At 55.8% G+C, this 14,634-nt stretch carries 13 protein-coding genes and 1 pseudogene; 7 read left to right on the forward strand and 7 right to left on the reverse strand.

Features of this window, described 5'->3' with window-relative positions; genetic code table 11:
* A complete protein-coding gene (locus MIH18_RS18640; RefSeq protein WP_249013234.1) occupies positions 1-246 on the reverse strand; it encodes a DUF2780 domain-containing protein in 246 nt (81 codons plus the stop codon).
* A 243-nt stretch (positions 247-489) separates the two neighbouring features.
* Between MIH18_RS18640 and MIH18_RS18645 the strand changes: the two genes are divergently transcribed.
* The 5 genes from MIH18_RS18645 to MIH18_RS18665 all read left to right on the forward strand — a co-directional run bounded on the left by MIH18_RS18645 (position 490) and on the right by MIH18_RS18665 (position 5,783).
* On the forward strand, positions 490-705 hold the full coding sequence (locus tag MIH18_RS18645; RefSeq protein ID WP_249013235.1) for a hypothetical protein: 216 nt from the start codon (positions 490-492) through the stop codon (positions 703-705).
* Between the two features lie 25 nt (positions 706-730).
* Positions 731-1,537 (forward strand): hypothetical protein, encoded by an 807-nt coding sequence (locus MIH18_RS18650; protein ID WP_249013236.1) that lies wholly within the window; start codon positions 731-733, stop codon positions 1,535-1,537.
* A 70-nt stretch (positions 1,538-1,607) separates the two neighbouring features.
* Positions 1,608-3,956: an EAL domain-containing protein gene (locus MIH18_RS18655; RefSeq protein WP_249013237.1), complete on the forward strand. Its 2,349-nt coding sequence runs from the start codon at positions 1,608-1,610 to the stop codon at positions 3,954-3,956.
* 412 nt (positions 3,957-4,368) lie between these two features.
* The gene (gene ppk2 / locus MIH18_RS18660; protein ID WP_249005812.1) at positions 4,369-5,199 is read left to right on the forward strand and encodes a polyphosphate kinase 2; all 831 of its coding nucleotides are present in this window, start codon (positions 4,369-4,371) and stop codon (positions 5,197-5,199) included.
* Positions 5,200-5,330: 131 nt separating this feature from the next.
* On the forward strand, positions 5,331-5,783 hold the full coding sequence (locus MIH18_RS18665) for a GatB/YqeY domain-containing protein (RefSeq protein ID WP_249005811.1): 453 nt from the start codon (positions 5,331-5,333) through the stop codon (positions 5,781-5,783).
* A 223-nt stretch (positions 5,784-6,006) separates the two neighbouring features.
* On the opposite strand, the gene MIH18_RS18670 is transcribed toward MIH18_RS18665, so the two are convergent.
* The 3 genes from MIH18_RS18670 to MIH18_RS18680 form a co-directional block, all read right to left on the reverse strand.
* On the reverse strand, positions 6,007-6,234 hold the full coding sequence (locus tag MIH18_RS18670) for a hypothetical protein (RefSeq protein ID WP_249005810.1): 228 nt from the start codon (positions 6,232-6,234) through the stop codon (positions 6,007-6,009).
* Between the two features lie 69 nt (positions 6,235-6,303).
* The gene (katG, locus tag MIH18_RS18675; RefSeq protein WP_249005809.1) at positions 6,304-8,598 is read right to left on the reverse strand and encodes a catalase/peroxidase HPI; all 2,295 of its coding nucleotides are present in this window, start codon (positions 8,596-8,598) and stop codon (positions 6,304-6,306) included.
* Between the two features lie 226 nt (positions 8,599-8,824).
* Positions 8,825-9,019: a hypothetical protein gene (locus tag MIH18_RS18680; RefSeq protein ID WP_249005808.1), complete on the reverse strand. Its 195-nt coding sequence runs from the start codon at positions 9,017-9,019 to the stop codon at positions 8,825-8,827.
* A 578-nt stretch (positions 9,020-9,597) separates the two neighbouring features.
* Between MIH18_RS18680 and MIH18_RS18685 the strand changes: the two are divergent.
* Positions 9,598-9,729: pseudogene (locus MIH18_RS18685) on the forward strand (SDR family oxidoreductase); the annotation flags it as partial.
* Positions 9,730-9,991: 262 nt separating this feature from the next.
* A complete protein-coding gene (locus MIH18_RS18690) occupies positions 9,992-11,038 on the forward strand; it encodes an alpha/beta hydrolase (RefSeq protein WP_249005807.1) in 1,047 nt (348 codons plus the stop codon).
* 29 nt (positions 11,039-11,067) lie between these two features.
* On the opposite strand, the gene MIH18_RS18695 is transcribed toward MIH18_RS18690, so the two are convergent.
* Genes MIH18_RS18695 through MIH18_RS18705 form a run of 3 tightly spaced genes read right to left on the reverse strand, consistent with a single transcriptional unit; the run spans position 11,068 to position 14,418 of the window.
* Positions 11,068-11,661 (reverse strand): Isoquinoline 1-oxidoreductase subunit, encoded by a 594-nt coding sequence (locus MIH18_RS18695; protein ID WP_249005806.1) that lies wholly within the window; start codon positions 11,659-11,661, stop codon positions 11,068-11,070.
* Position 11,662: 1 nt separating this feature from the next.
* Entirely contained in the window at positions 11,663-13,933 is a 2,271-nt protein-coding gene (locus MIH18_RS18700; protein ID WP_249013238.1) for a molybdopterin cofactor-binding domain-containing protein, read from the reverse strand.
* Entirely contained in the window at positions 13,930-14,418 is a 489-nt protein-coding gene (locus MIH18_RS18705; RefSeq protein ID WP_249005804.1) for a (2Fe-2S)-binding protein, read from the reverse strand. The genes MIH18_RS18700 and MIH18_RS18705 overlap by 4 nt, the downstream gene beginning before the upstream one ends.
* Positions 14,419-14,634: the final 216 nt, after the last annotated feature.

Below are 14,634 nucleotides of genomic sequence, written 5' to 3' on the forward strand. Positions count from 1 at the left end.
TTAAAGAGCTGTCCATATGAGGTTGACATGTTCCGCACCGGTACCACCCATTGCCTGAGCGTCGGTGACGCCAAGTTGACCCTTGAGCTGCCCTAGCAATGGCTGGGCTTCACCACTGACTTCCGTTGCTGAGAAAAGTGCTTGTGCTCCGCTGGACGAAGGGTCATTCAGACTGAAAGCGCCAGCGGTCGGTGCTAGCAGATAGATACTTGAAACGAATAGGAACTTCTTGAGAATAGCGTTCATTGGGGTGTCCTGGGGAATGTATAATCGACATAGTATTTTAAATTAGGGTGTCGGGGGCACAATTAAAGTCCAAGTTTCCCGGTTGTAATGTCCAAACAATAAACGGCACAAGACGCGTGCCCGGTATCAGGATCTGAAAGGAGAAATTCATTCAACCAGACAGAATTGTTCACCGCATCGAACGATGCTGAGGGGTTTTTTTGCATTACGCCGGAGGGTTCCAGCCGTGTTGATGACGGGTGCTTGAATTTTTCGCTAGTTTGGCGTTCTGGTTTCATTACGTTACAAATTCATCGCGGACATCGGGCAGCGGGTGAATTAATGTTAATGAGAGTGGGTTGGTCTTCTGAAATGCGTTTGGAATTTTTTGGATTTTTTGGTGAACTCGATGTATCGATTTTTTTTAATCATGATGTGCGCGGTGCTAACCGCAGGTTGCAGCAGTTTAAAGAACAGTGACTTTCTGAGCCGTACCGGTGACGCGTTGAGCAAAATCGGTCAAAGGAGTTCCACTGCCAGTCTTGACCAGGAAATCCAACCGCTTTTTGATCAACCCTACATTGATCCGCTGACGGAGTATCTGCAGCAATACGCGGATGATCCGGCCCGCACGGCCCTGCTCGAGCAAGTGAGACAGGAGCGCGAACTCCGCTGTGCCGTTACCGCCCGGCGTTACAATTCGGATGAGATCACCAAAACCGGCCTGACGTTGTATCGTCGTGGTTATAACTTTTCCTGTTCGCAGGATGTGGCGGCTTATGAAGCGCGGCTCGAAGCCATGCAGCAGTCGCCAAAACCTGCACGGCAGTCTGCTGGTGAGCCCGTGAACGATGGTCGGGAAGTACGCGATGCTGAACGGGCTGAACTGGAACGGCATGTCGACAGTACGAGAACCTACGCCGCAGACGACGCTCAGAAAGTTGTGGTAACTCCTAAAGCTGCCGTCTCTCCCCAGCTTAACGATTGCTACCTGCTCACCCGAATTCGTAACTTCAGCGGTGCCCTGAAAGCCTGTCGCGGCCCGGCCGACGATGGCGTTTTGGGTGCGCAGGCGAGCATGGCGCAGATTGAGAGCGCGCTGGGTAATCACGAGTCAGCTATTAGCTGGGCACTGAAGGCCGCGCCTGAATCCGGTCAGGCCGCTAACCTGCTGGGCGAGATTTACGCTCAGGGGCTCGGCGTTGCTCAGGACAAAAACGCGGCCAAGAAGTGGTTGAGAACTGCGGTTGAGCTGGGCCACGCGGGGGCTAAAATTGCTCTCGGCAATCTGATGTCAGCCAATGCCATTTAAACAGCTGCTACGGCCAGTTTTGTTCAGATGTACACGGTCACATCTGGGCTTCTGGAGAAGCAGTTACGCCATGCACTCTATCATGGGGCTGCTACTTCTGCTGATCGCGCTTTTCGCTGTTGGTATGTTCCTGTTATCTCACCTGAACCTGAGTTACTCCCAGCAGGCGATGTATGAGTTGCGCCGGGATCAGATCCGCGATGTATTCTTTACGGGACTGGTCCGCATTGACGCCCACCAGATTGCGCTGGAACGGCAGGTGGCCACTCTGGCGACCATCGGCGAGACATTCTATAACTTATCGCGGGAACAGGCGGATTCGCCAAACGCTCAGCGCCAACTGCAGGTTCAGCTTGAAAAAACGCTGCAGAGCCTTCTTCAGAGCGAGGCCGATGTCTCTGGTGCGGGTCTGTGGTATCAGCCGGGGATTGTAGCGCCAGCCGATGAACGCTACGCGCCTTATCTGGTAAAAGCCGGAAGTGGCGGCCTCAGAGTGCAGTCACAATCAACCGATTTCAGGCAAACCCGCTGGTATGATCTGACCCTCGGGGCGGACAGCCCCCGCGGTCCCGCGTCGGGCTCGACCGTTTACTGGTCACCGGTGTACTTTGACATGGCAACTGAGCGGGCTGTTCTCACCCTTGCCCAGCCGGTGGTCAATGCTGCGGGTGAGTGGATTGGTGCCGCGACCATTGACTGGGCTTCAGGTCAGGTTGTAGATCTGGTCAGCCGTATGGAGGTCACGCAAAACAGCTTTTCTTTTCTTAATGACCGCAACAACCGAAACCTGTCCAGTCTCAGTCAAAACGAAGATCCGGTTCAGGAGCAGGAAATTATAGATGCCGTTCTGGCAGCGAATCTTTCGGGAAATAATCCGGATGCGTTACCCGCATCAAGTGATGTCCAGACCCCTCAGAAACGTCTGCGCACACGTAAGCTGGACGTAGGCGGGCGACTCTATGAGCTGTATTACGCCACAACACCGGCGGGTATGGTTTATGGGGCTGGCGTGCCAAACGATGAAATTGACCGGGTGCTTGCGCCCATGCGCGACACCAATTACCGGATACTGTTGATCACGGGCTCGGTTTTGCTGATTCTGAGCTTTTACCTGCTGTATCGGATTATGCAGCTCATGCGTGAATTGCAGGCCTCCTACACAGACGTTCTGACCGGCCTTCCCAATCGTGTGCGCCTGTTGCGAGATCTGCAAGACCGGCAAGGTGGCTGCCTCATCCTCCTGAACCTGGATCGTTTCAAGGAAATTAACAGCCTGTTTGGCAATGAATGTGGCGATGCTGTGCTGTTGGCCATGCGCAAGCAGGTGCGCTCGTTTATTCAGACCCACTCGCACCCTTTTGGGCTTTCACCCGAACTTTATCGCCTGTCCAGTGATGAGTTTGCACTCCTCGGTCCTGATGTTGCTGAGTCCCGGGTGCGCACTTTCGCCGGTGAGCTGACCGAATTTCTGTGTGCGCAGAGGGTTATCTGGCAGCAGCAGGCGTTATGTCTGAATACCAGCGCGGGCATTGCCTTCCACAAAGAGGGTAATGCCGATGCAGCACCGGACCGTTTGCTTAACCAGGCAACTATTGCTGTTTTGCAGGCGCGGGAGCAGATGCGTAAGTACCTGTTTTATGATCAGAGCCAGGAAGTTGAAAAAAGCTACGAGAAAAACATTTACTGGGCACGGCGCCTCAAGACGGCGATCGAAACCAACGCATTGCGGCCGTATTTTCAGCCGATTCACGACAACCAGCAGGGCACAGTCACCAAGTATGAGTGCCTGGTGAGGATGGAAGATTCCGAGCATGGTGTGATCGCCGCCGGGCAGTTCATCGAAGTGGCCAATAAACTCCGGCTTAACCGGCACATCACCCGAATCATGGTAGAAAAGGCGTTCGCCGCTTTTGCCACGCAGCCTCAGGAGTTTTCCATCAACCTGTCCTACGTGGATATTACTGACCCGGAAACCCTCGCTCTGATTCTGGAGCATCTGCGGGCGAGCAATATTGGTGAGCGGGTGATCTTTGAGATTCTCGAATCTGATGGCATCCGCAATTACGGCGACGTCTTGAGCTTTATCGAGAAAGTAAAGTCCTTTGGGTGCCGAATCGCCATTGACGACTTCGGCACCGGCTATTCCAATTTTTCCCATTTGCTCAAGATGAACGTGGATTTTATCAAGATAGACGGTAGCCTGATTCGCTATCTGGCCCAAGACCACACGGCGTTTCTTGTGACCAAGGGGATTGTGCAATTTGCTCGAAGCATGGGGATCAAAACAGTGGCAGAATTCGTGCACAGCGAAGCGGTGCAGGAACGCGTGGTGGAGCTGGGCATTGATTTCTCGCAGGGGGAATACTTCGGTATGCCTGCGGCGGAGCTATTAAGTCGAGACGGGAGAAGACGAGGATAAATTGAGCCAGTAGCAGAAAGTCCTGTTTGAGGTCTTAAAACGGGTGGGACATGGAGTTGCTCTGCTGAAGCGTTTAATCTCTTATTCCAGAAATTGTAGGCAGTGATCGAGGGGGCAGCCGTTGGGTTTTGATTTGTCGACGTCCTTTCAGCCTCTTATTTGGTAATGTGGCACAGGGTGCGAATCGGGTACTTGCATGCTACAAATGACGTAACGTTTTTGAGGGATTGCCATGAAGACCATTATTTCCGAAGAGGCGGTGGTAGAATTTCTGCAGTCCAATTCGGCCTTTTTGGAACGCCCTCACCATCGATCTGGCAAGATTTCGATGACGTTTATTATCTTGTAACACTTCTGTAATGTAAGTAAATTCACGGCTTATAAAGCCAGGCAGTCAATCTGGAGAGGCCGAATGCAACTATTGTCGCCGAGTCGCCGCTTCAGCGACGATGCTTACGATAAACACGGTATATTGAGGAAGGAAATCTACGAGAAGGAACTGGCACGATTAGAGGAGGAGCTGGCCAAGCTCCAGCGCACCATTACCGACGAAGGCCTGCGCATTGTGGTTTTATTCGAGGGCCGCGACGCCGCTGGCAAAGGCGGAACCATCAAACGCATTACCGAGAAGACGAATCCTCGTATTGTGCGTACGGTCGCACTTGGCAAACCGTCCGATCGCGAGCGCAGTCAGTGGTACTTTCAGCGATACGTGTCTCACCTGCCTGCGTCGGGAGAGATGGTGCTGTTTGACCGCTCCTGGTACAACCGGGCCGGCGTTGAACGGGTGATGGGGTTCGCTTCGGCCGAGGAGGTCGAGCTGTTCATGCACACCTGCCCCGAATTCGAGCACATGCTTGTCGAGGAAGGCATTATCCTGCTGAAGTACTGGTTCTCGGTCAGCGAGGAAGTTCAGGAACAGCGCTTCCAGGCCCGTGCCGCCGACCCTACCAAGCGCTGGAAGATCTCCCCGATGGATCTCAAGTCGCGCGAGCTGTGGGCCGAGTACTCAAATGCCAAAGACGAGATGCTGCGCTATACGGATTTACCTTACGCGCCGTGGCGGATGGTGGATGCCGACGTCAAGCGCCATGCACGGCTGAACTGCATCAGCAACCTGCTGGAGCAATTCGATTATAGTCGCGATTTGCCGCCAGTTCCGGATCTGCCTCCGCGCGAATGGGCGCACGACGATAACCGCACGGCGAAGCCCCACGAGTCTTATATCGATCGTTTGTATTGAGGGCTTTCGACGGCCGTTGGGTTTTGATTTGTCGACGTCTTTGCAGCCTCTAATATGGTGATGACAAACACACCTATTTCTTCGTTTAATGTGAACCTAACCCCCTTAATTTATGAAATAGGAGTTCAACAATGGCGGAATTATCACTCAAAGAACAACTGAGCAATGCGGTAAAAGACGCGATGCGAAATAGGGAAAAGTTTCGGCTTGGCACCCTGCGGTTGGTTCAGGCTGCGGTTAAACAGATCGAGATTGATGAGCGCCGCGAGGTGAATGACGAGGACGTTCTGAAGGTGCTGGACAAAATGCTCAAGCAGCGTCGCGATTCTGCCAGTCAATACGACGATGCCGGCCGCAAGGAGCTGGGCGACATCGAGCGGGACGAAATGGTGGTTATTGAGGAATTCATGCCCGCCGCCCTGACTGAAGACGACCTGGACGGCTTGGTCCGTGCGGCCGTCAGCTCAACCGATGCTCAGGGAATGCAGGACATGGGGCGGGTGATGAACGAGCTTCGCCCCCAGGTACTTGGTCGGGTAGACATGGGCCATCTGGGCAAGAAAGTGCGGGCCGCGCTGGCTTGACACCTTCTTGTGAATTTGCAGAATTAAGAGGCGAATGGAGGTCTGTGTTTTGAATACAATAGGGAATGATTTCATCCCTAAAGTGATTCGGGCTCTCCTTCGCTTCCCTCATAACTCAGGCTCCAGCCAATGCTTCAAAATCCTACACTCCGGCCAAGGCCGTTCAAAGTGCTCTGCTCGCGGGGCTCAAACTATTCCCGAAAATCTGCCCTGATTTTATGTCTTAATCGGGCAGGCCCATACGCTTTATAGCGCTACCGCGTTTTATTTTCCAGTGGCACATTGCACCAGACACATGCAGCACCACAAAGTCGCCGAGCAATGAAAAGGTGGCAACGGTTTTGTATTTCGTGCGGTGGGTCTCCGGAATGATTTCATCTGCGATCAACAGCAACAAGCGGACGGGCGGTGCCAAATTCGTCGAGGTGATACGGATTTTATACGTAAACAAGATACCTATTGTAAAAGCGAAGCAAACCGGTCCGGAGCCCGACGGGACCTCCGGACCGGTTGCCGTCTATCAGCCAGCGACGTCGAAGCGGTCGTGCATCATCACTTTGTTCCAGGCAGCAACAAAGTCTTTGACCAGCTTCTCGTGGCCGCCTTTCTGCGCGTAGAACTCGGCCAGCTGACGCAACTGCGCGTTGGCACCGAAGATCAGGTCACAGCGTGTGGCCTTGAATTTCGTGTCGCCGCTCTTGCGATCATCCAGCGTGAATTCCATGCCTTCCTCGTCGACTTTTTTCCACTCAAACTCCGGGCTTGTCAAGTTCACGAAGAAGTCGTTGGTTAGCACACCCGGCTTGTGCGTGAACACGCCGTGTTGCTTGTAATGACCGTCCGAGTTGATGTCCAGCACGCGCAGACCACCGGTGAGAGCCGCCCACTCCGGCGCGCTCAGACCCAGCAAGGCAGCACGATCAAGGAAGATCCGCTCCGGCGAGACGTTGTAGTTGACGTCGTGTCGATGGAAATTACGGAAACCGTCTGAGACCGGCTCTAGCCAGCGAAAGGTCTGCTCATCGGTCTGTTCAACCGTTGCGTCGTTACGACCCGGTGTGAAGGGCACCGTCACGTTGATACCGGCGTCCTTTGCCGACTTCTCGACACCGGCGCAGCCGGCGAGCACGATCAGATCGGCTAGCGCGACCTTCTTGTTGCCCGACTGGGCAGCGTCGAAGTCGCGCTTGATGCCTTCCAGCGTGTTGACGACCTTATCCACTTCCCCCGGGTTGTTAACCGGCCAGTCCTTCTGGGGTGCAAGGCGGATGCGGGCGCCGTCGGCACCACCGCGCTTGTCGGAGGTGCGGAATGTTGAGGCGGCGCCCCAGGCCACACCGATCAGCTCGGAGACGCTCAGGCCAGTGTCCAGAATCCTGTCCTTCAATGAGGCAATATCGTTGTCGTCGACCAGATCGAAATCCACAACCGGGATCGGGTCCTGCCAGATCAGATTTTCCTTGGGTACTTCCGGGCCGAGATAACGCGACTTCGGGCCCATGTCACGGTGCGTGAGCTTGTACCATGCACGCGAGAACGCGTCAGTGAAGTAATCGAAGTCCTCGAGGAACTTCTCGCAAATCTTGCGATAAGACGGGTCGACCTTCAGCGCGATGTCGGAGGTCATCATCATCAACGGGTGATCGACGCCCTTCAGATGCGCGTCGGGCGTACGCGGGGCGTCAGTGTTCACCGGCGTCCACTGCAAGGAGCCTGCCGGGCTGCGGGTTTGTTCCCACTCGAACTTGAACAACGATTCGAGATAATCGTTATCCCAGACCGTTGGGTTCGGGGTCCAGGAGCCCTCGATACCATTAGTCATCGTATCTTCGGCTTTGCCCTTGCCACGCGGATTGTGCCAACCCAGGCCCTGCGCTTCCATGGGCGCCCCTTCCGGCGCGGCACCGATCTGATCCGGCGGCGTCATGCCGTGCGATTTGCCGAAGGCATGGCCACCGGCGATAAGGGCTACGGTTTCTTCGTCATTCATGGCCATGCGGCCAAACGTGATGCGGATATCGACTGCCGAATCTTCCGGAATACCCTTCTTGGCCGATCCTTCTGGATCGACGTAGATCAGGGCCTGATTTGAAGCGGCCAGCGGCGCTTCCAGATCGTAATCCTCGTCGCCGGCTTCACCGGTCCAGCGCAGGTCACGGTTGACCATCTGGTCCGGATGACCTTCCAGCGGGCCGTGCGGGGCATCCTCCGGTTTCTTGCCGAACCAACCCTCCGGGCCCCAATAGGTCAAGGTGTCCGGCTCCCATGCGTCAATGCGACCGCCGGCAAAGCCGAAAGTCGGGAACCCCATGATTTCCAGCGAGCAGTTGCCCGTGAGCACGATCAGATCCGCCCAGGAGATGGACTCACCATACGTCTGCTTGATGGGCCAAAGCAGACGACGGGACTTGTCGACGTTGCCGTTGTCCCACCAGCTGTTGATCGGCGCGAAACGCTGCATGGCTTCGCCGGCACCGCCACGGCCGTCCGCGATGCGATACGTACCGGCGGAATGCCAGGCCATGCGGATCATCTGCGGGCCATAGTTGCCGTAATCGGACGGCCACCAGTCCACCGACGACGTCAACAGTTTTTTGATATCCTTCTTTAGCTCGGCCAGATCCAGCTTGTTGAAGGCGTCGGCGTAGTTGAAGTCCTTGCCCTGGGGATTGGCTTCGCGCGGGTTCTCGTGAAGCAGTTCAACCTGCAGACGGTTGGGCCACCAGTTCGGCAGGGTCGGCTCGGAACCTGCAGCGCCGCCCACCGTATTACCGGCGAAGGGGCACTTGCCTCCGATTTTGATTTCTTCGCTCATACTAAGCTTCCTTTTATAATTGACGACTGCCTTGCTACCGTATGCCAGCGTCGTCGAGTTGCGGTTGCTGCTCGCGCTTGACCGCGCCAGCACGCACACAGTAAGCGGCCTCAAGCCGTCGTACTTTCCCCGGAGCTACGTGTGTCGCTTAGACAAGCAAGGCGCATCATGCAGACGTAAAGCGCCGCCCGTGCGCCCGTAGTTCCTGGTTGACGGTCGAAATTTTTTATTTGCCACGAATATGATCATTGGCGATTGGCTTGAATGAGTCAAGAAAACGCCAACGCTGAGAAATTATCGGATCGATAGAGTCAGTCAATCGTTTGCCCAGTACCTGGAAAACCGGGACAGATTTATTTCCTGAGATTAAAAGTATAACCAGGCCAGGCATAACCGCCGCTTCTGGGCTGGCCTTTCGCATTGCGTGTTCCGGCCTGTACTGGCAGCGTTATGAGTTGCTGTGAACCCTGCTATTGTGCGGGGGAAAAGGAGTTTGGGCCCAGAACTCCTCTGGTTGGTACGCAGATCATGACGAACGTCGTTTAGCTTCGATCACGGACAGCAAAGGCGTGGCGTTTAAGGTCTTTGATAATCTCGGGCACCTTGAAGCAGAAACTTCAAGGCCGCTTTTAAAAGGTAAATAACGACATTCATTTACGGGGTAGTCTGTTCCAGCACGCCATTCGGATACCGATGCAACAACCTGCGCTTCAAGACGGTATCTAACTCCTAGACTTCTGCTTTATCCCGATTACGCGTAATTTAGACTTTCTCTCCCGCAGTACCCACGTATTCTCCTGCGACGCTTCCTGTCAGCTGTTTTCCCTGCCACTGCATTCCGTTCATGTTTCTGAAGGAGTCTGGTCGATGTTTGATGATCGCAATGTTGCCCTGATGACCGGTGGAACCCATGGCATAGGCAGAGGCACTGTGGCGTATCTGCTGAAGCGGGGCTGACGTTGGCGGAATGGCAGAAACGACTGGATGTGCTGCCACCAAGGCCGGGCCGGTAAACCCGACGACATCGCGGCAATGGTGCATTATCTGATGTCTCCCCAAGCGGGGTTTATCACCGGACCAAACATCGTGGTGGATGGCGGCATGGTGCGCGAGATGGTCTACGAAGAGTAGGAGTCATCTCTGGCAAACAATCATCCCCTTTTTCCTTCAGCATGGAGTTTCGCAGTCGACCTCATAGGATGGCACGGTGCGTGCGCTAACGAACAGACAGACAAACGTAGGTCAGATCATAGTTGCCTTTGTCCTTAACAGCTTTGTTGTCGAGGGGCATAACATCTGCTCAAGCACACGAAGTTTGGCTGGACGCATCGCCCTATTAATCTGATATGGGCCCGAGCGTTAAATGTTAACTTCATATTGAAAAGAGGCTTATATGACCATCCTTCGCACCCTCACAACCAGCGTAGTCATTGCTGCCATGCCAACTTTCGCTTTCTCGCAGGGCACTACGGCACCGAATGCCGATCTTCCTGCTGTCGTGCTGGAGCAGACCACACAGCAGTTCATCGATAGCCTGAAAGGGTCGACGCCAATTAACCAGCTGCCCTATGAGAAGGCGCGTCAGGTCTTGATCGATACCCAGGCCAAGGGCAACACCACCATGCCCGACGCGGACGTGAAGGAGATGATCCTCAAGGTTGGTCCCACCGGTGAGGTGAAGGTCTATACCGTCCGCCCTGCGGGCAATAAAGGCAAGTCACTGCCGGGCGTTGTTTATTTCCACGGCGGCGGTTGGGTGCTCGGCAACTTTGCCACCCATGAAAGATTGATGCGTGATCTGGCGGCACAGGCGAATGCCGCGATGGTTTTTGTGGAATACAGCCCCGCACCCGAGCAGAAGCATCCCGTTCAGCTGGATGAGGTCTATGCCGTGTTGAAGTACGTTTCAGAGAACGCCGCCGAGTTCGGCATTGATGCCAATCAACTGGCCATCGCAGGCGACTCGGTCGGCGGTCAGATGGTAGCCGTAAGCGCCGTGCGCGCCAAAGTCGATGGTCTGGCGCTCGACTCAATGGTCCTGTTCTACCCGGTCACCACCGCAGACCTGACTAGTCACTCGTACGAGTTGTTCGCAGAGGGGCCTTGGCTCACCAAAGCCAGCATGGCGTGGTTCTGGGAGGCCTACCTGGAAGAGGATACTGACATCGGCGATCCCTCGGTTTCGCCGCTGAACTACGGTGCGGAAGAACTTGCAGGCCTGCCGCCAGCGCTTGTCATCACCGACGCCAACGACGTGTTGCGCGATGAGGGTGAGGCCTTTGCGTCTAAGTTGACGTTGGCCGGAGTGAAGACGCAGAGCACGCGTTACAATTTCACGACGCATGATTTTGTGATGCTCAACGCCTACGCGCAGACGCCTGCGACGACGGCGGCAATAACTGAGGCGGCAAACTTCCTGAAGGATCACTTCAAGGAATAACTGGAACACAACAAGGTTGCCGCCGACATTCACTTCGGACAGGCGGCTCCAGTTGCGATCCAAAATTTTGTCAATTCGCCAAAAATTTCCTGCGTGCCGGGAGCTGGGGTGCGTCCTTTACCCGGGTTCCACGCCCAACCAACAAGGCCGTCGGAGGCATTGTGTTCCTGGATCTCTGCAAGCGTCCGGTTACCGTTGCGTTCCGGATCCTTCAGCTGAGTGCAGATCTCGCCGACGCTGAGCCCAATCCAACCCATGCTGACAGGAGGCAGATGCCACGGCTGATGGCCAGGAATGCTCCCTTCGCCGCCGACAAAATCGACGTTCTCAGCACCGTGGCAGGATGAGCAGTGCAGCCCTGGAGGGCCAAAGCCAGCCTCATTCCAACGCACAACGGGTGGGTTGTGAGGCCGCATCTCATCACCCTGCATCGGAAGATTTCCGACGGGATGGCAGTTCATGCAGCGGGGGTGGGTGATGACCTTCGCCATTTCATTGAACAAAGCTTGCGAGCGTTCAGACGGGTCTTCAATGTTTTCGAACTCACCGGGACCGCGTAATTCCTCTGCCGCGACCGGTGTGGCCAGAACGACGGCCGCGATTATCAGGCTTGTCACGCGCATGTCAGGACTCCAACGCTTTGAGAACGTCTTGCGGACGCATCGGGATAGACCGTAAGCGGGCTCCCGTTGCATGAAATATTGCATTGCCAATGGCAGGCGCCACGCCGATGACGCCCGGCTCGCCAAGGCCGACCGGCATGTAGTCGTTCGTCACGAAGTCGATATGGAGTTCGGGAACCTGATGCATGCGCATCGGTGTGTAGGTATCAAGATTTTGATCGCGTGGCAGGCCGTTTTCGATTTCAGTGCCTTCGTGAATTGCCATAGAAGCCCCCCACAGAAGTGCACCCTCTGCCTGGGCAAGCGCTCCATCCGGATGCGCCAACGTGCCCGCATCAATACTGGCCCAGAGATGCTGCAACGTTACCTCGCCGGTGTCGCGGTCAACGCGAACTTGCGCGACGGTGGCGATCCAGGTGGGCATTGCACGTTCTTGGCCGGCGGTAATAGCGATGCCCATGCCGGTACCCTCTGGAAGGTCCTCCCGCTTGGCCCATCCCGACTTTTCAACCACACGATCGAGCACTTCGCGCAGACGCGCAGCACCGCCAACGGCGTGCGGAGCTTCACCGGCGTTGCGGCCTGAGGCATTCAGCAAAGAACGCCGGAAAGCCGCCGGGTCCTGTCCAAGTTTGTTGGCGACCTCGTCCATGTGCGTTTCAACAGCCCAAAGCGTATAACCCGGGGCGACCGAGCGTAGGTTGCCAGGCAGAAAGGTTTCGTGCACTTTCTCGTTCTTCACTGTGCGAACACGTATGGTCTCGGCCGTATACCAGTGATCCGCACCGCTGATTGAGAATGGGTCGACCTTGCCTCCGTTTATGCCGTCAGCCAGGAAGGCGGGCGCGATCGGTGCAGTGGACCAACCTGCAGCACAAGCGTGGTCGTAAGCCCGCATCGCTCCGCTTTCATCCGTGACTGATCTGATTTTTTGCACAGTTGGAGAGCGAGGGCAGTCGAACTGTGCGTCGTCGGGACGGGCCATGACCATTTTGACCGGACGGCCGATGGCTTTTGCCGTCAGCGCCGCGGGGACCACGAAGTCACAAAAAAGACGTCGCCCGAACCCGCCTCCGAGGTAAGACGTCTCGAATACGAGGTTCGCCGGGTCGATCTCCAATGCTTTAGCGACAAGGGGTAATGTCAGTGACTGCCATTGATTCCCTGCGTGCACGCGCCACGTGTCACCATCCTGCCAGACAAGCGCGTTGCCGGGTTCGAGCTGCATGTGAAGCACGGTATGGGTCTGGTAAAGCCCCTCGTGCACTTTCTCGGCAGTGTCGAGCACGGCATCGGGCTCGCCCTCGAGCACGAAGAGTGACCCGGCGGTGTTGTCGTTTACCAATCGTTCGCCTTCGGCCAGCAGGTCTGCCTCGTTCGTGTCTTTGCCCGAGCCGCCTTCCCAAGTGACGTTGAGCAAATCGACAGCCTTCGAAGCGGCGGTCCAGCTTTCCGCTACTACGACCAGCCAGCCTTGGCAGGTGTTGGTAGGATCGTTGATTTCAACCGTCTGAATGTATCCCGGAACGGCTTTCGCGGCGGTGTCGTCCCAGTTTGTGACCCTGCTACCAAAGCGGACGGGCGGCATCACCGGACGGGCATACACCATGCCGTCGATGGTGCGATCGATGCCGTAGATCGCGCTGCCGTCGACCTTTGCCGGCACGTCACGTGCGACGGTGTCGCGGTTCAAAAGTCGCCGTTCAGACGCGGGTTTCAGCTCGATCGCTTTTAGCTCTTCTTTGCTAAACTGGCGGTCGACGGAGCCGCGGGCCACAAGCTCACCGTAGCTGATCGATTGTTTACCGTGGATTACCTTACTTTTGCGTGCGATGCATTCCGCGGCAGGCACGCCCATTTCACGGGCTCCCGCTTCGATCAGGGCCATGCGTCCGGCAGCGCCGGCGCGGCTGAAGGCAAAAAAGTTGTGGTTCACCGACCAAGAGCCACCCGTGATCATGTAACCCCACTTGGGGTCCGTATCCACGTGGACAAACTCGACGTCGTCCCAGTCTGCTTCAAGTTCCTCAGCGATGATCCGGGACAGCGCCGTACCAACGTGCTGACCCATCTCCGCCATATGGATGTGCATAGTGATTTTGCCATCGGCTGCAATCGCATACCACACCGTCGGCTGGAACCCTTCGCCCATGGCTTGCCCTACCGGGGCGCGTGCGAAGGCCAGAGTGCTTAGAACCCCGGTGGTAACACCGGCGCCTGCGAGGGCAAGGAACCAGCGGCGCGTCATTGAAAAATTCGAGTGCTGGGTCATTGTGTGTTCCCTTCGTTCTGGGGTGCTGCGGCAAGTTTGATCGCCTTGCGAATCCGGATGTACGCCATGCAGCGACACAGATTCCCCGCCATACCTGCAGAGATTTCTTCGTCTGTCGGCTCCGGGCTTTCGGCAAGCAACGCGGCCGCTTGCATGATCTGACCAGACTGACAGTAGCCACACTGGGGCGCCTGCGCTTCAATCCAGGCAGCCTGAACCGGGTGAAGTTCGCCCTGGGCCATACCGGCGGAGGCTGCCAAACCTTCAATTGTTACGACGTCGGCACCCTCAATCGACGAAATCGGTGTAACACAGGATCGACGAGCCTGGCCGTAAACGTGAACGGTGCAAGCGCCACACTGTGCAATGCCGCAGCCAAACTTTGTCCCAGTCATGCCAAGTTCGTCGCGCAGAACCCATAGCAGCGGGGTATCGCCTGGAACGTCGACCGCCACCGATCGTTTATTGAGCGTAAATTTGACCACGTTTCATTCTCCTGTCGGTGGCGCGACATCCGCCCGATTTTTATCTTCGTGTGATGAGCAAGTGACCTGTGTGGGGTCTGTTCGCTAGCGAACACTCTGACCACAAAACCGGGGCAGAAGTGCTGTTCGCCTTTTCTGGCGTCCTTGGTAAGGATTTCAGGAAAATAGAAAAATTGGAACAGATTTATTTAAGGATTTACTACGCTATTAACTGAC

It is taken from the genome of Marinobacter sp. M3C (genome assembly GCF_023311895.1).
GTDB lineage: Bacteria > Pseudomonadota > Gammaproteobacteria > Pseudomonadales > Oleiphilaceae > Marinobacter.

What these genes read in the sequence shown, in the direction of transcription:
- MIH18_RS18640 (WP_249013234.1), bottom strand. Translation starts at nt 246, where the DNA reads ATGAACGCTATTCTCAAGAAGTTCCTATTCGTTTCAAGTATCTATCTG.
- MIH18_RS18655 (WP_249013237.1), top strand. Translation starts at nt 1,608, where the DNA reads ATGCACTCTATCATGGGGCTGCTACTTCTGCTGATCGCGCTTTTCGCT.
- ppk2 (WP_249005812.1), top strand. Translation starts at nt 4,369, where the DNA reads ATGCAACTATTGTCGCCGAGTCGCCGCTTCAGCGACGATGCTTACGAT.
- MIH18_RS18665 (WP_249005811.1), top strand. Translation starts at nt 5,331, where the DNA reads ATGGCGGAATTATCACTCAAAGAACAACTGAGCAATGCGGTAAAAGAC.
- katG (WP_249005809.1), bottom strand. Translation starts at nt 8,598, where the DNA reads ATGAGCGAAGAAATCAAAATCGGAGGCAAGTGCCCCTTCGCCGGTAAT.
- MIH18_RS18680 (WP_249005808.1), bottom strand. Translation starts at nt 9,019, where the DNA reads ATGCGAAAGGCCAGCCCAGAAGCGGCGGTTATGCCTGGCCTGGTTATA.
- MIH18_RS18690 (WP_249005807.1), top strand. Translation starts at nt 9,992, where the DNA reads ATGACCATCCTTCGCACCCTCACAACCAGCGTAGTCATTGCTGCCATG.
- MIH18_RS18695 (WP_249005806.1), bottom strand. Translation starts at nt 11,661, where the DNA reads ATGCGCGTGACAAGCCTGATAATCGCGGCCGTCGTTCTGGCCACACCG.
- MIH18_RS18700 (WP_249013238.1), bottom strand. Translation starts at nt 13,933, where the DNA reads ATGACCCAGCACTCGAATTTTTCAATGACGCGCCGCTGGTTCCTTGCC.